This window comes from Amycolatopsis sp. NPDC098790 (assembly GCF_044759945.1).
Taxonomy (GTDB): domain Bacteria; phylum Actinomycetota; class Actinomycetes; order Mycobacteriales; family Pseudonocardiaceae; genus Amycolatopsis.
The window spans coordinates 950,733-971,286 of record NZ_JBIWAI010000002.1; the positions used below are offsets into that span (position 1 = coordinate 950,733).

Here is a 20,554-nt window from a genome sequence, read left to right on the forward strand (position 1 = left end):
TCAGTGCGACCCGGTGGCGACGTGGACGACCGCGGCCATGTCCTCGTCGCCGTGCTCGTCCTCGGCGGCGGCGTACTGGGCGTGCATGGCGGCCATCAGCCGGTCGTCGACGCCGGCGTCGCGCATGGCGTCGAGGATCAGTGCGCTGTCCTTGACCGCCCCGCCGAGACCGAACGACGGCTCGAGCTCGTCGGAGATCATGGCCTTGCCTTTGAGCTGCGCGTACGCGCAGTCCAGCGGGCCGCCGCCGATCACGTCGAGGAACCCGCCGGGGTCGATGCCGAGGCGATCGGCGAGCGCGACGCTCTGCGCCGTCGCCGCGGTGACCGACAGGACCCACGCGTTGGCGGCGAGCTTGAGCCGGTGCCCGTCGCCGGGCCGGTCGCCGACCCACACGGTGCGGGCGCCGATGGCGTCGAAGACCGGGGCCACGGTGTCCTTCAGCTCGGCGGGGCCTCCGGCAAGAACGATGAGCTTGCCTTCTTCGGCCGGCTGCTTGGTGCCCAGCACGGGGGCGTCGACGAACGCGGTGCCGTGCTCGTGGGCCAGCTCGGCGAGGCGGGAAGTACCGGCCAGGCCGACGGTGCCCGACTGGATCCAGATCGTGTCCGGCCCGAACGCGGGCAGAGCCTTGTTCATCACGTCGGTGACCGCGTCGACGTCGAACAGCATGGTGAGCACGACATCGGCGCCCGCGACGGCCTCAGCCGGTTCCTCGGCGACGGCGATGCCGTCGTCGGCCAGCGGGCGGGCTTTTTCGGTGGTGCGGTTCCAGGCGATGACGTCGAATCCGGCCTTGGCGAGGTTGCGTGCCATGCCGCTGCCCATGAGTCCCGTGCCGAGCACGGCTGCCGTCTTGGTCATGGTTCCGCGGTACCCAGGTGGTCCAGGGAGAAACCTGCGCAGGTCACGGCTCGCCGCGGAAGTTCTCGTTGCCGGACGGATGCCCCTTCCGAGAGCGGGCTCGGTCGTCCTCGAGCGGTCCTTGCGGGGCGTCGCGCCGGGGTGGGTTCTGCCGGTTGTCTGGTGAATCATCCCTGGCGCGGTGTTCGTCCGGGTCCGGAAGGCGCTGCGTCACGGGTTGCTCCTCTCCGCGTGGTGCGGGACTACTCAATGCTCAACCAGGTCGGCCAGCCGGTCGAGGGACTCGCGCAGCTGCCGGTCGACGTCTTCGGCCGGCTTTCCGCCGTGGTTGCGCGGGTCGTCGCCGAGGAAGGACAGGTGCACGGTCGCGTAACTGGTACCGCCCTCGGCGGAGGCGACCTGGAGCCAGCCGCTGTAGTCCGGGCTGCCCCGCCGGCCCCATTCGAGCCGGAGCTGGTCGCGGCGTTCTCGTAGGAGGCCGGGCTCGCCGGTCGAGCCGGCCACGTCGACGTCCACCCCGGGTGGCTCCGACGGGTGCACCGTTACGGTGCCGGGTAGCCATCGGTCCAAAGTGGATCGATTGGCCGCCGCGTCGAACACCGTGCCGGCGTCGGCGGCGATACGTCGTTCGCATTCGAATTCGGTCATGGGGGTTCACCACTCAGCGGGTCGTCGGGGCCGAGCGCGCCGCGCGGCCGGTGAGCAGGCCGAGCGCGATCATGCCGACACCGAGAACCAGGTGCAGCCAGTTGTCGGCGTTGTTGACCGGGACGAAGTTGGCGGAGCTGCCGTGGTCGATGACCAGTCCGTAGAGCCACAGCACGAGGTAGACGACGCCGCCGGCGACCAGGAACACGAACGCGCCGCGCGGGGTGCGGGCCGCGGCCAGGCCGACGACTCCGAAGAGCAGGTGGACGATGTTGTGCAGGATCGAGACCATGAACAGGCCGAGCAACATGGCCATGGAGTTGTGGCCGGCGAAGCTGAGCTGGTCGTAGTTCGTGGTGATGCCCGGGACGAAACCGAGCACGCCGACCAGCAGGAACACGACCGAGACGACGGTCGCGGTGAGCTGGGTGGCGGTGCGGCCGGTACTGGTGGGAGTGCGTGTCGTCATGGTTTTCCTTCCCTCGTGAGCGCCAAGGCTCACAGTTGTGGGTTGCTTTGTTCGTCGCGGACGGTGACCCATTGCCAGCGGGTGAACTCGTCGAGGTTGACGAACGAGCCGAACCGGCTGCTGCCGCCGGATTCGCCGATGCCGCCGAAGGGTGCGATGGTTTCGTCGTTGACGGTCTGGTCGTTGACGTGCACCATCCCGGCGTGCAGGCGGTCGCCGACCGCGCGGGCGCGGCTGGCGGATCCACTGTGGACCCCGGCGACGAGCCCGTATGGCGTGGCGTTGGCCAGGCGGACGGCTTCGTCGTCGTCGGTGACCGTGGTGACGACGGCGACCGGCCCGAAGATTTCCTCAGTGAACGCCGGCATGTCGGGGGCGACGCCGGCGAGGACGGTCGGGCGGAAGAACAGCCCGTCGTGGCGGCCGCCGGCGGTGACCTTCGCGCCCGCGTCGGCCGACCGCTGGACGACGGATTCGATGTGGTCGGCTTGACTGGCGTTGATGACCGGGCCGAGGTCGACGTCGTCGCGGGGGTCGCCGACCCGCAGGCCGTCGGCGATGCGGGTGAGCTCTTCGACGTAGGCGTCGGCGATCTTCTCGGCGACCAGGTGCCGGCCGACGGCCATGCAGACCTGGCCCTGGTGGACGAAGCTGCCGAACGCGCCCGCGGCCGCGGCGGCCGGGACGTCGGCGTCGTCGAGGACGACGAAGGCGTTGTTGCCGCCGAGTTCGGAGACGAACTTCTTGAAGCTGCCGGCTGCGGCCTTCGCGAGTTCGCGCCCGACCGGGGTCGAGCCGGTGAAGGAGATCATGTCGATGTGGGGGTCTTCGGCGACGGCGTTGCCGAGTTCGCTGCCCTTGCCGGGCAGCATGTGCAGCACGCCCGCGGGCAGGCCGGCCTCTTCGAAGAGCCGGGCGATGACCACGCCGCAGCAGATCGCGGTGTCGCTGGCGGGTTTGAGCACGACGGCGTTTCCGGTCGCCAGGGCCGGCGCGACCGACCGCATGGCGAGGATGAGCGGGAAGTTCCACGGCGCGATCACCGCGACCACGCCGAACGGGACGCGCCGGGCGATGCTGGTGCGGCCGTCCTGGGTGGTGGGCAGCAGCGTGCCCCACGGCGCGCTCGCCAGCGACGCGGCCTCGTGCAGCTCGTCGAGGGTGAGGTTCAGCTCGAGTTCGACGGCGGTGGCCGTCTTGCCGGCTTCGCGGGTGAGCCAGCCGGCGATCTCGTCGCGGTGCTGCTCGAACAAGGCGGCGGCGCGGCGCAGGACGGCGGCGCGTTCCCGGTAGCCGGCGTGTGCCCAGTCCTGTGCGCTTTCGGCCGCGGCGGTCGCGGAGCGGGCGAGGTCGTCGGCGGTTGCGGTGCCGACCTGGCCGAGCTCGTCGCCGGTGGCGGGTTCGGTCGCGGCGGTCGTGCCGCCGGTGCGTGTCCATTCGCCGGTGAAGATTCGGCCGGACCAGCGGTCCGTCGCATCGAGCAGGCCCACGTCCTGTCCCTTCGTCCGAGTACGCGGGGTCGGCTACCCGAGGCTGTGCCCGGCAAACGCCGGACGGACGGGTCACGCGGTGAGCCGGCGGCTTCATGGCTCGTCGGCCGGCAGCTCGGATTCCCGCGAGTCCTCGACTGGTGCGGGCCGGCTGAGGCGTTGCTGTTGACGTTGCTCGCGCTCAGCCCGCCGTCCCTGGTCGTGGTCGGCCGCTCGGTGCCGAAGCGGATCCTGCTGTCTCTGATTCTGCTGGGTGTTGCCTGTGGTGGCTTGCTCGCTGCCCGGCCCTGCCCTGCTCCGGGGCGGCACCCGCTCCAGTGCGTGTTCGGGTCAGTGGTCGATGTTCCAGCTGGCGTTGGCCTGGCTCACGAACGACGTCCGGCTGCCCGCGCTCAGTGCGGCTGACCGGGTGGGGTAGCAGTCCAGCACGGCCGCGAACCCGGTCGCCTGTAGCACGCGCTCCACCGCGCGGCTGCCGCCGGTCACGATCCGCAGGCGGGTTGCTCCGGCCGCGTCGTGGGTGAGCCGGATCGAACGTGCCCCGGCCACGGACATGAACGAAAGTCTGGACAGATCCAGAATGAGTACTTCGCGCTCTTCTGCCAGTACCCGGACTACGGCGCTGGAGAGCTTCGGCACCGTACCGGCGTCAAGTTCTCCTGACAGCGTCAAGGCCGCGATGCCGGTACTTGTCTCCGAATGCACGATCTCCAAGCGCTTCGGATCGAACGAGATGCCCACCGTCCACCTCCCACGACCCCAGGCGACTACCCCGGGAAGCGATCCGCGAAACGGATCACCTCAGCGGGCCGGCGGTGGGGTCTCCGCGGCGTAGCTCAGCGGCTTTCGTCGAGATCGGTGTGCCGGGTGGCGAGTGTCCGAGCGAGGTCGACCAGCTTGACGTTCAGATCTTGGGAGGTCCGGCGCAGCAGGTCGAACGCTTCGTCGGCGGTGATGCCCTGGCGGTTCATCAGGATGCCCTTGGCTTGTCCGATGACGTCGCGGGAACTGACCGCTTGCCGCAGCTGTGCGCGTTCCAGTTCGGCCAGCTCGGCCGTCTGCGCGTGAGCCAGCGCCAACGACGCGTGCGTCGCCAGCAGCAGGGCTGCGTGCCGGTCGGCTGCGGTGAGGCCGTGCGGCTTGCGCGAGTACACGTTCAGCGCCCCCGAGAGGCTTTCCGATGCCTCGATCGGTTGCAGCGCGGTGGAGATGATCGCCCGGAAGCCGTGGCCGGCCGAGGCGGCGGTGAACGACGGCCACCGGGCTTCGTCCCGGAGGTCGTCGCTGTGCACGTACCCCGGTCCCTCCGGCTGCGCGGCCGAGACGCACGGGCCGTCGCCGCTGCGGTACTGGACCTGATCGAGCACGGCGCCCACCGGGGCGGTCGCCGCGGGTGTGGAGAAGCCGCCGTCGTGGGCCCGCAGGGTGATGCTGACCAGGTCGGCGCCCTCGATGACGCGTTGAGCCGCTTCCACGACGTGGCGCAGCGCACCCGCGACGGTCGTGTCGCCCAGCAGGGTGCGGGCCAGTGATTCGAACTCCGTCAGCCACGGCACGTCGGCTTCGGTCTCTGCGGGAGACGGCGGACCGAACGGCTTCAGCGCTTGGGCAGGGTCGGTGAAAGCCGGCACGGTTCCGGCCGGATCGATGAGCCGCAACGCTCGGACCGCCACGCTGTCGGGGTCGATCAGCAATCGGACATGGGGGCTGTAAGCGGTAACGAACTTGATGAGCTCGCGAGCCGCGCGGGCGGACAGCGTCCGCACGTCCCGCAGGTCGAGGACGAGGGCGGCCGGCGGTGACACCGCCGCGGTGCTGTCGTGCAGGTGAGCGAGTGTCTCGGCGATGGTGCTCGCGTCGAGCGTGCCGGTGAGCCGCAGCACCAAGGTGCGCTCGACACCGACCGACGCGCGGGTGGCCTCTCCCGTCATGGTTCCCCCTACGGCTCGCAGCACCATCGGCGACCGCCTGCACCGGTCCTTGCCGAGGCTCAGCCGCTTCTTGACGGAGCCGTCCGTGAGTTCGACGAAGCGTCCTTGCGTCGGCTGTCCGAACTTCCGTCTGAACGATACCCACGCGATGCAAGGGGCTGTCGAGAGCGGCTGACTCAGCTCTCTCGGAGGGGCGCGACGGAACGCGAGCCTCTTTCGCGGCGGCGACGGCGCGAAACAGCGTCCGGACACCGGCGCCGGCGTCGAGGGCGCCGGCGAAGGTCGGGGTGACCGAGGCGGCCGACTCGCTGCGCGTCACGCCGAAATACTCGGCCATCACGCCTGCGTCGTCACGTCATCCGACCCGCCGCCCGCGGCTGAGCGGCGGTCAACGTCGCACGAGACGGCCGACCCGCACGCCGGCCCGTGAACCCTGCTACGTGGCAGGAGTTGTTTTCCTAGCTGTGCCACAGCTGTTGGGCCCACTGCACGAACTGGTCCCGCCGGCCGGCTTGCAGCGCGGTGGTCCGATCCGGGTAGGTGTCGAGCATCGCCGCCAGACCGGTCACAGCGAACACCCGGGCGACCATCTGGTTTGGGCCCAGCGCGATCCGGACGGCGGTCTTGCCGGCGGCGTAGTCGACCGCGGCGTGCAGCATCCGCGCGCCGGCCACGGCCAGGAATCGCAGCTCGGTGAGATCGACGACGACAGCGTGGGGCGGCGGTCTTTCGGCGAGCACCATGGCCAGCGGCCGCGCCGCGGACAGCAGGGTGGCTGTGTCCAGTTCACCGGCCAGGGCGAGGACGACCGGATCGCCGTGCGAGCGCGACACCCGCAACCTGCCGTTGCTCGACGGCTGGTCGGACCACCGTTCCATCGACGTCACCCCCACTCGCGCACGTCCGGGCGGCCGGTACCGCTGCGGCTGGGGCTCAACCGATGCGTCGAGGGTAAGTCGGTGCGGTGCGAGACCACAACGGGGTTGAAAACGGCGTCGGTCAACCGTGATGAGGCAGCGGCGTGGCGGCCAGAGCGACGAGGAAGGCGGCGATGTCGTCGTCGACGTCGACGACGGCGTCGATGATGTCGTCGCGGTCGATGGTGGCTTCGGGCATCGCCGGGACGGTCGCGGTGGCGGGGTCGGCGGCGATGACCGTGCCGCCGAAGCGGCGGACCGCGGTGGCGCCGGTGGCGGCGTCGTTGCCGCGGCCGGAGAGTACGACCGCGACGACGCGGGTGCCGGCGACGACGGCGAGGGTGGCGAGCAGCAGGTCGGCGGAGGGGCGGTAGGGCGGCACGCCGTCGGCGAGGATGGCCGCGACGGTGCCGTCGGTGGTGGCGACCAGGTGCTGCCCGGGCGGGACGACGAGGACCTGACCCGGCCGCAGCCGGGCGCCGTCGACGGCCGGCGCTACCTGCAGAGCGGTTCGGTCGGCCAGGATCCGTGGCAGCACGCTGGGCACGTCGGGAGGCAGGTGCTGGACGACGATGAGCGCGGCCGGCAGGTCCGCGGGCAGCGGCGCGAGCACTCGGGTGACGGCGTCCAGGCCGCCGGCGGAGCAGGCCAGCACCACGATCGGGAACTGCTCGTCCACGGCGGTACCTCCCACGTCGGTGCGCGATCGCTTCACCGAGCACACCAGCCTGCTCGGCGATCTGCAGGATGGAGAGCGCCATCCTGGCCGTGTCCTCGTCAGCGTGACGACCGTACGGGTGCACCGACGAGTGGCGGCTTTGTGTGCTCTGCCTACGCTGGAACCCATGACGGGTACCGGACTGTGCTCAGAGCAGGTCGTGTTGTCCGCGCACGAGGCGGACGCCGTCCGCGGACTCTGCAGGTGTACTGCGGATCGGGTGCTGGAGTGCGTCCTGGCGGCCGAGCACGGGCACGAGCACGCCGCCCAAGTGGGTGGCGATGAGTGGTGGCTGCGGTGGTGGCCGGGCCGGCGGGTGCTGGAACGCCTCCCGGTGTGCGGCGAGACCGACTTCGACGAGGCCATCCGGCCGAGCGGTTGTTGCTGCCCGGCAGGCCACGAGGGCAACCACGCCTACACGACCGCGCCCCACTAAGCTCGTTGGCCATGCGCGAGGGTTTCCGCAGCGACTTGCAGCGTCTCACCGGGCAGCTGGCCGAGATGTGCGACGCGGCCGCGTCCGCTGTCCGGCACGCCACGGCGGCGCTGGTGAACGCGGACCTGGTGCTCGCCCAGCAGGTCATCGCCGACGACGACGCGCTCGATGTGCAGCGCGCCCGGTGTGAAGAGGACGCCTACGCGCTGCTGGCGCTGCAGGCTCCGGTCGCCGGCGATCTGCGCCGGGTCCTGGCGGTCGTCTACTGCGCCGACAAGGTCGAGCGCATGGGGGATCTGGCGGCGCACATCGCCGACACCGCGCGATTCGCTCACCCCGGTCCAGCGGTGCCGGCCGATCTTGCGCCGACCTTCGAGCGGATGGGCCGGCTGGACGCGGAGATGGCCGAACGCGTCGCCGCCCAGATCCGCACGGGTACAGATGGTTTCGCCGAGCTGCGGCAGGCCGACGAGACCGTCGATGCCCTCCACGCCGACCTGCTGGCCACCATCACCGGCGGGAAGTGGCAGCACGACCAGCGCGCCGCAGTCACCGCGGCGCTGACCACCCGGTTCTACGAACGTTTCGCCGACCAAGCCGTCTCGGTCGCCAAGCGCCTCGACTTCGCCAGCAGCGGCGACCTTCCGCAGTAGCCCGGGCCCGGCCCGACGCACTCGACCCGCGCCCAGACGAGCCTCGCGTAGCTGCTCGTTGTCGGTCACCGGGTCGGCTTCTCCGGCGGGTCTCGGAAATGATCGTGCTCTACTGCCGTGGTTCAGCACATCGCAGTTCCATTCACGGGATGACCCACGCAGGAACTGACTTCGCCGCCGTGCTTTGGTCCGGCTATCACCGGGTCCGCAGTCGAAGTTGCCCCGAATGCACACGGTGAAGCGGGGTCCGTGGGCGTACGCTTTGCCGTGCTGCGGCCATTTCCGGAAGGGTCAGGGTTGCCGCGAACGGACGGGAGTCAGGCGATGACTTTCCTGATGCGGCTTCGGTCCACCACCGGCCAGCAACTCGAGCTCGCGCTGATGGGCGAGATGCTCGGAAACGCACCTTTCCGGCTACAGGTTCGGATAACGAGCCTGATCGCCGACGCCCGCCCTGACCGACTGGTGGTCGACTTGGCGGAGCTGACGGCGTTGAGCAGCGCTGGGATACACGCTTTGCTGTCCGGCTATTCTTCCGCGATCGATCACGGTGTCCACTATCAAGTCCGTCACGCTCGCGGCGAAGTCGGCCGAATACTGCGGTTGGCGGACCTGCAAGAGGTTCTGGCCGACAGCAATGACCATGGTGCGCTGGCTGCCGCCGTGCGCAGACTCAACAAGCCAGTCCCGCCACCACGCACCTGCTGGGTCACAGGGCGCGACCCCGCCGACCCTTCTTCTAGAGCCGGCGGGGTCTAGGTCCGCACGGAACTCGTACGAGCCGATCAGACGTACGCCGGGTGGTTCCGGACGCTCGCCGACCCGACGCGGGTGCAGATCCTCGACCTGCTCGCCGAGGCTGGCGCGCCGATGACGTGGGCGAGATCGTCGAGCAGGTCAGCGTCGGGCAGTCCACCGTCTCTGCGCACCTCAAGGTCCTCGCCGACACCGGGTTCGTGCTGGTCGAGCCGCGGGGGACCGCTCGGCTCTACCGCGTGAACGAAGAGTGCGTGTCCTGCTTCCCGAGTGCCGCGGACGTTGTCATGGGGCGCGGGGTCCGGTCGTTCGCCGAGACCGTCGACGAGGAGGCCCGATGAACCCCGATCGCGATGCCGTCCAGGACCGCTATGCCACCGCCGCCCGGCGGGCTCTGGCCGGTGAGGGGACTGGCCTGCTGGCAGGCGAAGGGGACGCCGATCGGCTCGGCGCCGTGCACTACGCCGGCGCGGAGCTTTCGGTCGAGATGACCGCCACCAGCCTCGGCTGCGGCAACCCGCTCGCCGTCGCCGAGCTCAAGCCCGGCGAAACCGTCCTCGACCTCGGCTCCGGCGGCGGGCTGGACGTCCTGCTCTCCGCCCGTCGCGTCGGGCCAGGTGGGCGGGCTATCGGCTTGGACATGACCGACGAGATGCTGACCCTCGCCCGGCGTCATGCCGAGCAGGCCGGCGTGACCAACGCCGAGTTCCTCAAGGGCACCATCGAGCAGATCCCGCTGCCGGACGCTTCGGTCGACGTCGTCATCTCCAACTGCATCATCGCCCTGTCGGCGGACAAGCCCGCCGTGTTCGGGGAGATCGCCCGCGTCTTGCGGCCCGGCGGCCGGGTCGGCATTACCGACATCCTCGCCGACGACAGCCTCACCGACGCCGAACGCGCGGCCCGCGCCGGTGCGGTCGAATGCCTCGGCGGCGCGCTCACCGCCGACCGCTACCGGGCGCTCCTGCACGACGCCGGGCTCAGCGGCGTCGACGTCCAGCTCACCCACGAGACCGGCGACAAGCTCCACTCCGCGATCATCCAGGCCACCAAGCCGGTCGAGGTTGTCGCGATGACGGCTGAGCACGCGGACCAGGTGCTGGCGATCTATCAGACCGGGTTGGACACCGGCCAGGCGAGCTTCGAGACCGCGCGCCGACGTGGAAAAGCTGGGACGCGCCTTCCGGAGCACAGGCTGGTCGCCCTCGACCCGGCGGGTCGGGTCATCGGCTGGGCCGCGGTCTCTGCGGTGTCCTCGCGGTGCGTGTACGCCGGGGTCGTCGAGCACAGCGTCTACGTCGATCCGGAGGCGCAGGGGCGGTGAGTCGGGCAGGCGCTGCTGGCCGCGCTGATCGCCTCCACCGAGAACGCGGGCATCTGGACGATCCAGAGCGGCGTGTTCCCCGAGAACACCGCCAGCCGGGAACTGCGCCGCCGAGCTGGGTTCCGGGAGATCGGCGTCCGTGACCGCGTCGGTCAGCACCACGGTGTGTGGTGGGACGTCGTCATGATCGAACGCCGCAGCTCGCGGATCGGCGCCTAGAAGAGTGGAGCCGGTGCGCCCCTCGATTGCGCACCGGCTCCAGGGGCTTCAGTTGCAGCAGCCTTCCGGCTTGGTCGTCGCGCTGGTCTCGGCGTCCGGTGTGCAGCACGTCGCCGGGGTGACCAGTGCGGCGCTGTCGGTGCCGAACGTCGTCGAGTCGCCCTTGACCGTGTAGACCTCCCACGGCTCCTTGCCGGGCCCGTGCACCCACACCTTGTCCTGCACCGCGTAGCAGCACGTGGTGTCGTCCTCGGTCAGCGTCTCGAGCCCTTCGCCGGTCAGCCGCTGGGTCGCGGCGTTGACCTGGTCGGTCGACTCGACCTCGACGCCGAGGTGGTCCATCACCGTCTCCTGGCCCGGCTCGCCCTCCAGGAGCACCAGCTTCAGCGCGGGTTCGGTGATCGCGAAGTTCGCGTAGCCCGGCCGGAGCTTCGCCGGCTCCGTCCCGAACAGCCTCGAGTAGAAGTCGATCGATCCGGCCAGGTCCCCGACCCGCAGGGCCAGCTGTACCCGTGACATCTCCGCTACCTCCTTGAATAGATGACTGTCTAAGCAGCAAGACTTAGATTGCCGTCTATATGTGAATCTGTCAATATAGAGGCATGTCGAAGCAACTGCCGCTCGTCGCGATGGACGCCTGCTGCGCTCCCCTGGCCCGGGAACCGCTGACGCAGGACCAGGCGGTCGAGCTGTCGCACCTGTTCAAGGCGATGGCCGACCCCGTCCGGCTGCGGTTGCTCTCGCTGATCGCCTCCCACGCCGGTGGCGAAGCGTGCGTCTGCGACCTGACGGACGCCTTCGACCTGACCGGCCCGACCATCTCCCACCACCTGAAGGTGCTGCGCGAGTCCGGGCTGATCACCGGCGACCGGCGCGGCACCTGGATCTACTACCGCGTGCACCCCGAGGTGCTGGCGCGGCTGTCGGCCGTGCTCACGACCACGGGCGAGACGGTCACCGCGTGACCGCGATCGACGCGCGGGCGGAGGCGCCGCCGCGCCTGTCCACCCTGGACAAGTTCCTGCCGGTGTGGATCGCGGCCGCGATGGTCGCCGGGCTGCTGGCCGGGCGCTGGGTGCCCGGCCTGAACACCGCGCTGTCCGCGGTGCAGGTCGACGGCATCTCCTTGCCGATCGCGCTCGGGCTGCTGGTGATGATGTATCCGGTGCTGGCGAAGGTGCGCTACGACCGGCTCGGCACGGTCACCCGCGATCGGCGACTGCTGTGGCCATCTCTGGTGCTGAACTGGCTCGTCGGCCCGGCGCTGATGTTCGCGCTGGCCTGGCTGCTGCTGCCGGACCTGCCGGAGTACCGGACCGGGCTGATCATCGTCGGGCTCGCCCGCTGCATCGCCATGGTGATCATCTGGAACGACCTCGCCTGCGGCGACCGCGAAGCCGCCGCCGTGCTCGTCGCGCTGAACTCGGTGTTCCAGGTGATCGCCTTCGGGCTGCTCGGCTGGTTCTACCTCTCGGTCCTTCCGGGCTGGCTCGGCCTCGCGCAGGCCGACCTCGCCGTGTCCGGATGGCAGATCGCCAAGAGCGTGCTGATCTTCCTCGGCATCCCACTGGTCGCCGGCTACCTGAGCCGCCGTGTCGGCGAACGCGCCAAGGGCCGTGACTGGTACGAGAAGAACTTCCTGCCGAAGGTCGGGCCCGTCGCGCTGTACGGGCTGCTGTTCACCATCGTCATCCTCTTCGCCTTGCAGGGTGACCAGATCACCAGCCGTCCGCTGGACGTCGCGCGCATCGCAGTTCCGCTGTTGGTCTACTTCGGACTAATGTGGGCGGGCTCGTACGCGCTCGGCAGAGCCGTGGGGCTGAACTACGAGCGGACGACCACGCTGGCGTTCACCGCCGCGGGCAACAACTTCGAACTCGCCATTGCCGTGGCCATCGCGACCTTTGGAGCCGCGAGCGGCCAGGCACTCGCCGGGGTCGTCGGCCCGCTGATCGAAGTCCCTGTGCTCGTCGCCCTCGTGTACGTCTCCCTCGCGCTACGGCGCCGCTTCGCCAGGAGTCCTCGATGACACGCGCCTGGATGTGGATCACCCGGCACCGCCAAGCGGCCGGCGCGCTCGCCGGCGTGGTTTGGGTGCTGGTGCTGTGGCCGTTCACCGGCTTGGCCGTCGCGGCGGTGTGCGGGATCGTGTTCGCCGCGATCATCGCGACTGCCCTGCCCGTCCCGCACGTCGAAGGAGAGAACACCCGTGACCGGCAAGCCTGAAGTCCTCTTCGTCTGCGTGCACAACGCCGGCCGGTCCCAGATGGCCGCCGCGCTGCTCGCCCACCACGCCGACGGCGCGGTCGACGTCCGCTCGGCCGGCTCCGCGCCCGCCGACAGCATCAACCCCGCCGTGCGGGAGGCGATGGCCGAGATCGGGCTCGACCTCTCCCGCGAGGTGCCCAAGAAGCTGACGACCGACGCGGTGGAGGCCGCCGACGTCGTGATCACGATGGGCTGCGGCGACGCCTGCCCGGTCTTCCCCGGCAAGCGGTACCTGGACTGGCAGCTCGAGGACCCCGCGGGCAAGGGCGTCGAAGACGTCCGGCCGATCCGGGACGAAATCGATCGGCGGGTGCGGGAACTGCTCGCCGAGCTCCGTTGACCGAGTGCAAGCTGCCGGCGGTGCTGGCCGTCTTGTGCCTCACCGAGATCACCAGCTGGGGCGTGCTGTTCTACGCGTTCCCCGTGCTGGTCCCGGCCATCGCCCGCGACACCGGCTGGTCTCCGGCAGCGCTCACCGCCGCGCTGTCGGTCGCGCTGCTCGTTTCCGCGGTGACGGGCATCGCTGTCGGGCGGGTGCTCGACAGGCGAGGTCCGCGGCTGCTGATGACCGCCGGGTCCGTCGTCGGCGTGGCGGCGGTGGTGGTGATCGCTGCCGCGCGAACGCTGCCGTTGTTCTTCGTCGGCTGGTTCTGCGCAGGGCTCGCGATGGCGGCGACGTTCTACCCGCCGGCGTTCGCCGCGCTCACCCGCTGGTACGGCCCTCGCCGCGTCCGGGCCCTGACGACCTTGACGCTGGTCGCCGGGTTCGCCAGCACGGTGTTCGCCCCGCTGACCGCGCTGCTGGCCGAGCACCTGAGCTGGCGGAGCACCTACCTCGTCCTCGCGGTCGTGCTCGCCGTCGTCACCGTGCCGGGGCACTGGTCCGGGCTCCGCCGCTCGTGGCCGCCGGTCGTCGCCGACGCCGCGCAGCCGGCGAGGTCGCGAAGTGAAGCGCGGAGTCCAGCGTTCGTCGCGCTGGTCGCCGCGTTCAGCCTCACCGCGCTCGGCACCTACGCCGTCGTCGTCAACCTCGTCGCTCTGCTCGCCGAGCGAGGGCTCTCGACGGGGATGGCCGCGATCGCACTCGGCCTGGGCGGCGCCGGCCAGGTCGCCGGACGGCTGGGGTTCGCGACGCTGGTCAACCGCACCGGGGTCCGGACGCGCACCGCCGTCGTCATCGTCGTGCTCGCGGCGACGACAACCTTGTTGGGCGTGCTGACGTCGGCGGTGGCGCTGGTCTGCGCCTCGGTCCTGGCCGGGATGGCTCGTGGGGTGTTCACGCTGCTGCAGGCGACGGCCGTCGCTGACCGGTGGGGCACCGCCGGGTATGGGCGGCTCAGCGGGCTGCTGTCCGCGCCGCTGGTGACCATGTCGGCCGTTGCGCCCTACACCGGTGCGGCGCTGGCCGCGCTCACCGGCAGCTACTCGACGGCGTTCCTCGTGCTCGGCGCGCTCACCGTCGCCGCGGTCCCGGTGTCGCTCGCGGCCCGGCCCGCCGTCGCGGAGGCGCCGGCCAGCTCGGACAGCAAGTCCTGAACCCGCCGCTCGATCTCGTCCCGGACGGGCCGAATCTCCTCGGCCGGGCGACCGGCCGGGTCGTCGAGCTTCCAGTCCAAGTAGCGCGTCCCGGGAACGACCGGGCACGCGTCCCCGCAGCCCATCGTGATGACGAAGTCGGACCGTTCGACGCCTTCGGTAGTCAGCTTCTTCGGCTGCTCGCCCGAGATGTCGATGCCGCGTTCGGCCATGACCTCGACGACGGCCGGGTTGACCGTGTCGGCCGGCGCGGAGCCCGCCGACCGCACGACGACCCGGTCTCCGCCGTGGTGACGCAGGAAGGCCGCGGCCATCTGCGAACGACCGGCGTTGTGCACGCAGACGAACAAAACCTCGGGAACGGACACGAGAAGCCCTTTCAAGCCAAGGGGATGGGGATGGATGTGCCGGGCGGGAAGGAGGGGGGTGCCGCCCGCCCGGCACAAGATCACAAGAGCAGCTGGGCGAGGAAGCCGAGCAGGATGCTGCCGATCATGCCGAAGGCGATGTAGAGCGCGAAGACCTTGTTGTTGACCACGCTGCGGACGGCGACCATCGCCGGGATGGTCGTGACGGACCCGGCGAGCAGGAACGTCACCGCCGCGCCTTCGGCCATGCCCTTGGCCAGCAGGCCGCCGACGATCGGGATCGCGCCGACGCCGTTGAGGTAGAGCGGGATGCTGATGACCGCGGCGAGCGGGATGGCCAGCCAGCCCTTGTCGCCGCCGAGGATGCTGGTGATGATGCCGTTCGGGACGTAGACGCGGATGACGCCTTCGAAGACGCACGCGAAGACCAGCCACTTGCCCAGGGACACGGTGTCGCGCAGGAAGTTCCGGCCGGTGATGCGCCAGTTCCGCTTCGACTTCAGGCTCGCCTTCGCCTGCGGCCACCACGGGGCGCCGTCGTCATCGTCGTCCTCGGGTGCCGGGCCGCCGGTCGTCGCGGGCGCCTCGGTGAGCACGGTTGTACCGCCGCCGGTGGCGACCGCGACTTCGGCGGGCGCGGCGGCGCGCTCGCGTTCGTCAACGGCCGGTTTCTTCTCCGGGCGCAGGACGTCCTTGAACCCGCCGCGCTTCTCGACCAAGAGGATGATGACCCCGGCCCCGATCGCCAGCACGAGCGCGCCCAGCAGGCGGGCGGTCGCCAGCGGAAGGCCGATCTCCTTCGCGGTCAACGCGAAGATCGGCGGATCCATGGCGGGGGAGGCGATCCAGAACGACATCACCGCCGACAGCGGTACGCCGCCCCGCAGGAGCTTGCGGATCAACGGGATGACGGTGAAGGAGCAGAACGGGCTGAACGCGCCGAGGCACGTGGTGAACAGGACTCCCAGCAACCCGTGCTTGCGGAACGAGCGGCGCGCGACGACGTCGAGGTAGAGCAGGTCGACCATCGCCGCGATCGCCAGGGCGATGAAGAAGAAGATGCTCAAGTCGACCAAATTCTCCCAGGCCAAGCGCAGGACCTCGAGGATCTTGTCCATGCCACCATCCTTGACATCGGGGACCGGATTCGCGTGCCGAGGACGGTGTAGCTCCCCCAGCTTTCATCGATGCTAGTCGATGAAAGGGGTGCGGTCCATACCCGCCGATAGTCGCGAATGCCCCCTCGCGGAGTCCGGCGCGCGCGTGATCGCAACGTCCGAAAGGATGAATTTCGAGCGTGAAAACCGTGATCTACCTGCGTTTATCGATCCATTGACATGTATCGCTGAAGCGTGACATCGTGATGCCTCGCACGAGGATGGGGCCAAGTCTCGTGCGCTCACCGCACCGGTTCCACTGGGGGAACCGGCACCCTTTTTGTCCGATTTGGAGCTGGGGGAAGCATGTCTGCTGCGCGCGTGCTCGTCGCGTCCGCCTTTGAAGCCGAGCTGCAGCCGCTCACGTCGGCGTGCGCCGGCGCCGCGATGCGTGCGCAGGACGCCGACGTCGTCGGCTGGGACGCCCACAAGAACCCGGACGCCGTACCGGACGGCGAGTTCGACCTGGTCCTGCTGTCGGTGCAGCAGTTCGAGGGTGTCGAGCGTGGTCTGAACCTCGCCGCCCGGCTGCGCGAATCGTTTGGCGGAGCCAAGCTGGTCGCGTTCGGGCAGTACGCCCAGATGAACCATCGCCGGTTCCTCGAAACGGTCGACGCGATCGTGATGGAAGAACCCGAGCTCGTCGCTACCGAACTCGCCGAGGTCGCCCGGGGCGAGCGCGAGGTCGCCACCGTGCCGGCATCGATGACCGCGCAGGGAATGCGGCCGAAACCGCCGCACCGGCGCATCACCGTCCCGGCTCCGGCTCGTGATTTGTTCCCGTCCTTGGTGCATTATCCGGCGCACCATTCACCGTATGGGTTGATGGGCAACGTCGAGGTCACCCGCGGCTGCCACCACAAGTGCACCTATTGCTCGGTGTACGGCGCCTACGACGGTGGAGTCGCCGCCTACAACGCCGACACGGTCCTGGCCGACTGCCTGCAGCTGGCCGAGGAAGGCGTGCGGCACTTCTGCTTCATCGACGCCGAATTCTTCAACTCCCGCACGATCGGCGCCGGCGTCGTCCGCCGCCTGGTCGACGAGATCGGCCCGATCACCTTCGAGTTCACCACGCGCGTCGACCACATCCTCAGCTACCAGAAGGAACTCACCGAGCTGGTGTCGCTCGGGCTGGTGAAGGTGACCTCGGCGCTGGAGTTCCCGTCGAACCGGATCCTGCGGATCTTCGACAAGCACATCGACGTCGACCACATGCGCGCCGCGATCGCCGAGGCCGAGCGGATCGGGTTCGTGCTGTACCCGACCTTTATCCCCTTCACCCCGTGGATCGAGTACGAGGAGCTGCTCACCTTCGAGGACTTCCTCGTCGACACCGGGCTGGCGAAGGTCACCGACCCCACCGCCCTGCAGACCCGCCTGCTGCTGTTCAAGGGCTCACCGCTGCTGTCCTCGCCGTGGATGGAGGACATCGCCACCGTCGACCGCGGCCTGTGGGTCGAGTGGACCCACCCGGACCGCCGCGTCGAAGAGCTGTGGATCGAGCGCCGCGCCGACGCCGAAGACGTCGGCAAGGTCCGCTGCTGCGTGAAGTGCTGAGCCAGGCCGGAACCGGACCGATCGGGAGGGACAGGAAGCAATGGGTGGAGCACCGCGCGTCGTGGTGAGTACGGGTCTGGGACTGCCGGACCTGGACTGGGAAGGTGAGCTGGCCGACCTCACCGACGTCTTCCCCTACCTCGGCCCGACGTGGCTCGGGGCGAGCGAGAAGGCGCTGACCGACCTGCAGCCGTGGCACACGATCGCGACCCGCGCCCGGGGCGAGCTGGCCCTGCTGCCCGGGTACGTGATGACCACGCCGCCGGTCGTCGACCACGAGCCGCGCACCTACCTGGGCTGGCAGGCGCCGACGGGCGAGGAAGTGTGCTGCGGCGCGCAGACCGACGCGTGCATCAGCGGCGAGGTCGACGCGCTGGGCACCGAGCCGTTCTTCCCGGCGCTGCTGCTCGGCTCCCCGCTTGGTTACCGCACCGAGGTCGCCTACAACTTCTGGACGCCCAGCCTGATGGCGCAGATGGTGTCCGAGCTGGTGCCGGCGGCGTTTGAGCAGGGGATCAAGTGCATCGTCGCGCCGTGGATCTCCGGCCGCAGCGGCAACGACGCCATCGTCACCGCCCTGGGGCAGGTCGGCGGGCACAGCACCTTCTGGGGCTACGAGGACTACCTGCGCCTCGACGCCGACTCCTGGGACGGCCACCTGGCCGCGCTGCCGCTGAAGAAGCGCCAGCGGATCAAGAGCGACGTCCGCCGCGCCGAGGCGGCCGGGGTGCACGTCGAGCGCGTCGACGGCGAAGCCATCCGCCCCTACGTCACGCGCATCGCCGAGCTGACGTGCCTCAACCGGGAGAAGAACGGCGCCGGCGAGGAACCCGCGCACATCGTCGACGTCTTGACCGCCCTGCTGGACGCCCGCGCGGACGTTCGGGCCTACCTCGGGACCAAGGACGGCGCCTTGGTCGCCACCTGCGTCGTGATCCGCAAACACCACCGGCTGTTCCCGAAGTGGGCGGGCTTCGACTACGCCGCCATCGGCGAGCGCAGCGGCATCTACTTCGCCCTCGTCCTCGACGCCCCGGTCCGCGACGCCTACGCCGAAGGCCTGCGCACCGTCGAGTTCGGCGCGGGCGCGCACCAGGCGAAGGTGCTGCGCGGCTGCACCCCGCGGCCGGTGACCACCGCGATGGTGGTGTCCGATCCGGAGCTGCGCCCGCAGGTCGCGAAGTGGATGGACGCCTTCGGCGCGAGCCGTCGCGTCGCGTTCGGGGACGCTCCCGCCGCCACCCGCACTCCGCTGCCGGTCGTCTCCGGCGGCTCCGGCGCCTGCTGCTCCGACGGCTGACCAGCGCACGACACCACTGGGAGGACATGCTCGTGATCACCTTCGTGCCGCTGACCGGGTTCCTCGGGGCCGGCAAGACCACCACGATGATCGCCACCGCGCAGGCGCTGCAGGAGCAGGGCCGCCGCGTCGCGGTGATTACCAACGACCAGGGCGTCGAGCTCGTCGACACCGCGTTGGTGCGCAGCAAGCTCGACTCCGTCGCCGAAGTCACCGGCGGCTGCTTCTGCTGTCGCTTCGAGGACCTCGTCGACACCATCCGCGCTCTCGTCGATGGCGCCGGCGACACCCCGGTGGACACAGTGATCGCCGAGGCCGTCGGCTCATGCACCGACCTGCAAGCGACCGTCGTCCGGCCGCTGCGCGCCTACTACGGCGACAGCATGGTCGTCAGTCCACTCACGACGGTCATCGACCCATTGCGGTATCTGGCTTTCGACCGTGCCGCCCAACGCGGCGAGCCGGAGTCGGACCTGTCGTACCTGTTCCGGCAGCAGCTGACCGAGGCCGACGTCATCGCCGTGAACAAGCTCGACACCATCGCGCCGGACCGCGCCACCGAGCTGATGGCTCGGCTGGCCGCCGACTACCCGAACGCGGCGGTCGTCGGCTACAGCGCCAAGTCGGGCGACCGCGTCGACGAGCTGGTCAAGGCGTGGGACGGCCCGTCCGGCAACCAGGCGGTCGATCTGCAGGTCGACTACGACCGCTACGCCGCGGCCGAGGCGCAGCTGGCCTGGATGAATCAGGACGTGCAGCTCACCTCGGAAGCTCCGCTCGACCTCACCGCGTGGGGCCGGCAGATGCTCGCGACCCTGGGCAGCTGGGCGGACTGCGCCGGCGCCGTTGTCGGGCACGCCAAGCTCACGGTCGAGGCCGGGGAAGGCGATTTCGCCAAGCTGAGCCTGACCGCCGCCGGCGCGGAACCGACGGTCGACCGGGCCGCCGAAAAGCCGGCCACGACGGCCCGGGTGATCGTCAACGCCCGCGTCGCCTGCGAGCCCGCCGAACTCGACGCCGCCGTCCGCGACGCCGTGGCCACGGCGAACGCCGCCACCGGCGCCCGTTCCGCGGCCACCGCGCCGGTGTCGTTCAAACCCGGCTACCCCACCCCGGTTCACCGGCTCGCCGCCACCGGCGCCTGACCCGAAAGACGACCATGACCGACACCACCACCGCCGAGATCCAGGACTACTACCGCGGGAAGGCCGCCGAGGCCGCGGAGGCGAAGAGCTGCTGCGCTCCGGACCCGACGCGGTTCGGGCCCGGTGCCTACGGCGACATCGGCGCCGACGAAGCCTCCGACGCCGCGCTGCTGGCCAGCCTCGGCTGCGGCAACCCGACCGCCGTCGCCGAGTTACGCGACGGCGAGACCGTCCTGGACCTCGGCTCCGGCGCCGGGCTGGACCTCATCCTGTCCGCGCGCCGCGTCGGACCGGACGGGCAGGTCTTCGGCCTGGACTTCCTCGAGGAGATGCTCGCCGTCGCCCGACAGAACATCGAGGACGCCGAGGTCGACAACGTCATCCTGCTCAAGGGCACCATCGAGCAGATCCCGCTCCCCGCCGCCACCATCGACGTCATCATCTCCAACTGCGTGATCAACCTGTCCCTGGACAAGCCCGCGGTGTTCGCCGAAATGGCGCGCGTGCTCGCGCCCGGCGGCCGGCTCGGGATCACCGACGTCGTCGCCGAAGACCACCTCACGCCCGCCGACCGGGCCGAGCGCGGCGGCGTCAGCCAGTGCATCGCCGGCGCCCTCTCCCAGGCCGAGTACCTCTCGCTGCTGGCCGAGGTCGGGCTGACCGACGCCGAGGTCGTGTTCACCCAGGACGCCGCCGACGGCATGCACTCCGCGATCATCCGCGCCCGCAAGCCGGGCGCCGACGAGTGCGGACCCGACAGCGGCTGCTGCTGAACACCGAGTTTTTCGACCACTG

At 70.2% G+C, this 20,554-nt stretch carries 26 protein-coding genes; 15 read left to right on the top strand and 11 right to left on the bottom strand.

The window, feature by feature from the left end:
• The 8 genes from ACIQWX_RS18005 to ACIQWX_RS18040 form a co-directional block, all read right to left on the bottom strand.
• Positions 1 to 864 carry an NAD(P)-dependent oxidoreductase gene (locus ACIQWX_RS18005; RefSeq protein ID WP_400871745.1) on the bottom strand — a complete coding sequence of 288 codons (864 nt, stop codon included), beginning with the start codon at positions 862 to 864 and terminating at the stop codon, positions 1 to 3.
• Between the two features lie 246 nt (positions 865 to 1,110).
• A complete protein-coding gene (locus ACIQWX_RS18010) occupies positions 1,111 to 1,512 on the bottom strand; it encodes an SRPBCC family protein (protein ID WP_400871748.1) in 402 nt (133 codons plus the stop codon).
• Between the two features lie 13 nt (positions 1,513 to 1,525).
• Positions 1,526 to 1,981, bottom strand: coding sequence for a DUF4383 domain-containing protein (locus ACIQWX_RS18015; protein ID WP_400871751.1), 456 nt, complete (start codon positions 1,979 to 1,981; stop codon positions 1,526 to 1,528).
• Positions 1,982 to 2,010: 29 nt separating this feature from the next.
• Positions 2,011 to 3,471, bottom strand: a complete 1,461-nt coding sequence (locus ACIQWX_RS18020; protein WP_400871753.1) for an aldehyde dehydrogenase family protein — start codon at positions 3,469 to 3,471, stop codon at positions 2,011 to 2,013.
• 330 nt (positions 3,472 to 3,801) lie between these two features.
• The gene (locus ACIQWX_RS18025) at positions 3,802 to 4,212 is read right to left on the bottom strand and encodes an STAS domain-containing protein (RefSeq protein ID WP_400871756.1); all 411 of its coding nucleotides are present in this window, start codon (positions 4,210 to 4,212) and stop codon (positions 3,802 to 3,804) included.
• Positions 4,213 to 4,307: 95 nt separating this feature from the next.
• Positions 4,308 to 5,402 carry an ANTAR domain-containing protein gene (locus ACIQWX_RS18030; protein ID WP_400871759.1) on the bottom strand — a complete coding sequence of 365 codons (1,095 nt, stop codon included), beginning with the start codon at positions 5,400 to 5,402 and terminating at the stop codon, positions 4,308 to 4,310.
• Between the two features lie 458 nt (positions 5,403 to 5,860).
• On the bottom strand, positions 5,861 to 6,280 hold the full coding sequence (locus tag ACIQWX_RS18035; RefSeq protein ID WP_400871761.1) for an STAS domain-containing protein: 420 nt from the start codon (positions 6,278 to 6,280) through the stop codon (positions 5,861 to 5,863).
• A gap of 121 nt (positions 6,281 to 6,401) precedes the next feature.
• The gene (locus tag ACIQWX_RS18040; protein ID WP_400871764.1) at positions 6,402 to 6,998 is read right to left on the bottom strand and encodes a chemotaxis protein CheB; all 597 of its coding nucleotides are present in this window, start codon (positions 6,996 to 6,998) and stop codon (positions 6,402 to 6,404) included.
• Between the two features lie 259 nt (positions 6,999 to 7,257).
• Here ACIQWX_RS18040 and ACIQWX_RS18045 point away from each other — a divergent pair, with 259 nt between their 5' ends.
• The 6 genes from ACIQWX_RS18045 to ACIQWX_RS18070 all read left to right on the top strand — a co-directional run bounded on the left by ACIQWX_RS18045 (position 7,258) and on the right by ACIQWX_RS18070 (position 10,425).
• Complete coding sequence (locus ACIQWX_RS18045) at positions 7,258 to 7,473, top strand: hypothetical protein (protein WP_400871767.1); 216 nt, start codon at positions 7,258 to 7,260, stop codon at positions 7,471 to 7,473.
• Between the two features lie 11 nt (positions 7,474 to 7,484).
• A complete protein-coding gene (locus ACIQWX_RS18050; RefSeq protein ID WP_400871770.1) occupies positions 7,485 to 8,126 on the top strand; it encodes a phosphate signaling complex PhoU family protein in 642 nt (213 codons plus the stop codon).
• 324 nt (positions 8,127 to 8,450) lie between these two features.
• The gene (locus tag ACIQWX_RS18055; RefSeq protein ID WP_400871773.1) at positions 8,451 to 8,885 is read left to right on the top strand and encodes an STAS domain-containing protein; all 435 of its coding nucleotides are present in this window, start codon (positions 8,451 to 8,453) and stop codon (positions 8,883 to 8,885) included.
• A gap of 116 nt (positions 8,886 to 9,001) precedes the next feature.
• Positions 9,002 to 9,223: an ArsR/SmtB family transcription factor gene (locus ACIQWX_RS18060; RefSeq protein ID WP_400871776.1), complete on the top strand. Its 222-nt coding sequence runs from the start codon at positions 9,002 to 9,004 to the stop codon at positions 9,221 to 9,223.
• Positions 9,220 to 10,206: a methyltransferase domain-containing protein gene (locus tag ACIQWX_RS18065; RefSeq protein ID WP_400871778.1), complete on the top strand. Its 987-nt coding sequence runs from the start codon at positions 9,220 to 9,222 to the stop codon at positions 10,204 to 10,206. The genes ACIQWX_RS18060 and ACIQWX_RS18065 overlap by 4 nt, the downstream gene beginning before the upstream one ends.
• Positions 10,207 to 10,278: 72 nt before the next feature.
• The gene (locus ACIQWX_RS18070) at positions 10,279 to 10,425 is read left to right on the top strand and encodes a GNAT family N-acetyltransferase (RefSeq protein ID WP_400871781.1); all 147 of its coding nucleotides are present in this window, start codon (positions 10,279 to 10,281) and stop codon (positions 10,423 to 10,425) included.
• A 48-nt stretch (positions 10,426 to 10,473) separates the two neighbouring features.
• On the opposite strand, the gene ACIQWX_RS18075 is transcribed toward ACIQWX_RS18070, so the two are convergent.
• Positions 10,474 to 10,944 carry an ArsI/CadI family heavy metal resistance metalloenzyme gene (locus tag ACIQWX_RS18075; protein WP_400871784.1) on the bottom strand — a complete coding sequence of 157 codons (471 nt, stop codon included), beginning with the start codon at positions 10,942 to 10,944 and terminating at the stop codon, positions 10,474 to 10,476.
• An 83-nt stretch (positions 10,945 to 11,027) separates the two neighbouring features.
• Here ACIQWX_RS18075 and ACIQWX_RS18080 point away from each other — a divergent pair, with 83 nt between their 5' ends.
• Genes ACIQWX_RS18080 through ACIQWX_RS18100 form a run of 5 tightly spaced genes read left to right on the top strand, consistent with a single transcriptional unit; the run spans position 11,028 to position 14,229 of the window.
• Entirely contained in the window at positions 11,028 to 11,390 is a 363-nt protein-coding gene (locus ACIQWX_RS18080) for a metalloregulator ArsR/SmtB family transcription factor (protein ID WP_086674875.1), read from the top strand.
• Positions 11,387 to 12,454 (top strand): ACR3 family arsenite efflux transporter, encoded by a 1,068-nt coding sequence (gene arsB, locus ACIQWX_RS18085; RefSeq protein WP_400871788.1) that lies wholly within the window; start codon positions 11,387 to 11,389, stop codon positions 12,452 to 12,454. Before ACIQWX_RS18080 ends, arsB begins: the two co-directional genes overlap by 4 nt.
• Positions 12,451 to 12,651, top strand: a complete 201-nt coding sequence (locus ACIQWX_RS18090) for a hypothetical protein (protein WP_400871791.1) — start codon at positions 12,451 to 12,453, stop codon at positions 12,649 to 12,651. Before arsB ends, ACIQWX_RS18090 begins: the two co-directional genes overlap by 4 nt.
• A complete protein-coding gene (locus tag ACIQWX_RS18095; RefSeq protein ID WP_400871794.1) occupies positions 12,635 to 13,033 on the top strand; it encodes an arsenate reductase ArsC in 399 nt (132 codons plus the stop codon). Before ACIQWX_RS18090 ends, ACIQWX_RS18095 begins: the two co-directional genes overlap by 17 nt.
• Positions 13,030 to 14,229, top strand: coding sequence for an MFS transporter (locus ACIQWX_RS18100; protein WP_400871797.1), 1,200 nt, complete (start codon positions 13,030 to 13,032; stop codon positions 14,227 to 14,229). Before ACIQWX_RS18095 ends, ACIQWX_RS18100 begins: the two co-directional genes overlap by 4 nt.
• On the opposite strand, the gene ACIQWX_RS18105 is transcribed toward ACIQWX_RS18100, so the two are convergent.
• Positions 14,115 to 14,597 carry an arsenate reductase ArsC gene (locus ACIQWX_RS18105; protein WP_400871799.1) on the bottom strand — a complete coding sequence of 161 codons (483 nt, stop codon included), beginning with the start codon at positions 14,595 to 14,597 and terminating at the stop codon, positions 14,115 to 14,117. The genes ACIQWX_RS18100 and ACIQWX_RS18105 overlap by 115 nt on opposite strands.
• Positions 14,598 to 14,677: 80 nt before the next feature.
• Positions 14,678 to 15,715: a permease gene (locus ACIQWX_RS18110; RefSeq protein ID WP_400871802.1), complete on the bottom strand. Its 1,038-nt coding sequence runs from the start codon at positions 15,713 to 15,715 to the stop codon at positions 14,678 to 14,680.
• A gap of 345 nt (positions 15,716 to 16,060) precedes the next feature.
• Here ACIQWX_RS18110 and ACIQWX_RS18115 point away from each other — a divergent pair, with 345 nt between their 5' ends.
• The 4 genes from ACIQWX_RS18115 (at position 16,061) to ACIQWX_RS18130 (ending at position 20,532) form a co-directional block, all read left to right on the top strand.
• The gene (locus tag ACIQWX_RS18115; protein ID WP_400871805.1) at positions 16,061 to 17,314 is read left to right on the top strand and encodes an RCCLKC-tail radical SAM protein; all 1,254 of its coding nucleotides are present in this window, start codon (positions 16,061 to 16,063) and stop codon (positions 17,312 to 17,314) included.
• Between the two features lie 64 nt (positions 17,315 to 17,378).
• The gene (locus tag ACIQWX_RS18120; RefSeq protein ID WP_400871808.1) at positions 17,379 to 18,614 is read left to right on the top strand and encodes a GNAT family N-acetyltransferase; all 1,236 of its coding nucleotides are present in this window, start codon (positions 17,379 to 17,381) and stop codon (positions 18,612 to 18,614) included.
• A 32-nt stretch (positions 18,615 to 18,646) separates the two neighbouring features.
• Positions 18,647 to 19,759 (top strand): GTP-binding protein, encoded by a 1,113-nt coding sequence (locus ACIQWX_RS18125; RefSeq protein ID WP_400871811.1) that lies wholly within the window; start codon positions 18,647 to 18,649, stop codon positions 19,757 to 19,759.
• Between the two features lie 14 nt (positions 19,760 to 19,773).
• On the top strand, positions 19,774 to 20,532 hold the full coding sequence (locus ACIQWX_RS18130) for a methyltransferase domain-containing protein (protein ID WP_400871814.1): 759 nt from the start codon (positions 19,774 to 19,776) through the stop codon (positions 20,530 to 20,532).
• Positions 20,533 to 20,554: the final 22 nt, after the last annotated feature.

Excerpts from the sequence above, each read along its gene's own strand:
- ACIQWX_RS18005 (WP_400871745.1), bottom strand. The coding sequence starts at position 864 with ATGACCAAGACGGCAGCCGTGCTCGGCACGGGACTCATGGGCAGCGGC.
- ACIQWX_RS18010 (WP_400871748.1), bottom strand. The coding sequence starts at position 1,512 with ATGACCGAATTCGAATGCGAACGACGTATCGCCGCCGACGCCGGCACG.
- ACIQWX_RS18015 (WP_400871751.1), bottom strand. The coding sequence starts at position 1,981 with ATGACGACACGCACTCCCACCAGTACCGGCCGCACCGCCACCCAGCTC.
- ACIQWX_RS18030 (WP_400871759.1), bottom strand. The coding sequence starts at position 5,402 with ATGACGGGAGAGGCCACCCGCGCGTCGGTCGGTGTCGAGCGCACCTTG.
- ACIQWX_RS18035 (WP_400871761.1), bottom strand. The coding sequence starts at position 6,280 with ATGGAACGGTGGTCCGACCAGCCGTCGAGCAACGGCAGGTTGCGGGTG.
- ACIQWX_RS18050 (WP_400871770.1), top strand. The coding sequence starts at position 7,485 with ATGCGCGAGGGTTTCCGCAGCGACTTGCAGCGTCTCACCGGGCAGCTG.
- ACIQWX_RS18055 (WP_400871773.1), top strand. The coding sequence starts at position 8,451 with ATGACTTTCCTGATGCGGCTTCGGTCCACCACCGGCCAGCAACTCGAG.
- ACIQWX_RS18065 (WP_400871778.1), top strand. The coding sequence starts at position 9,220 with ATGAACCCCGATCGCGATGCCGTCCAGGACCGCTATGCCACCGCCGCC.
- ACIQWX_RS18075 (WP_400871784.1), bottom strand. The coding sequence starts at position 10,944 with ATGTCACGGGTACAGCTGGCCCTGCGGGTCGGGGACCTGGCCGGATCG.
- ACIQWX_RS18080 (WP_086674875.1), top strand. The coding sequence starts at position 11,028 with ATGTCGAAGCAACTGCCGCTCGTCGCGATGGACGCCTGCTGCGCTCCC.
- ACIQWX_RS18090 (WP_400871791.1), top strand. The coding sequence starts at position 12,451 with ATGACACGCGCCTGGATGTGGATCACCCGGCACCGCCAAGCGGCCGGC.
- ACIQWX_RS18110 (WP_400871802.1), bottom strand. The coding sequence starts at position 15,715 with ATGGACAAGATCCTCGAGGTCCTGCGCTTGGCCTGGGAGAATTTGGTC.
- ACIQWX_RS18115 (WP_400871805.1), top strand. The coding sequence starts at position 16,061 with ATGTCTGCTGCGCGCGTGCTCGTCGCGTCCGCCTTTGAAGCCGAGCTG.
- ACIQWX_RS18130 (WP_400871814.1), top strand. The coding sequence starts at position 19,774 with ATGACCGACACCACCACCGCCGAGATCCAGGACTACTACCGCGGGAAG.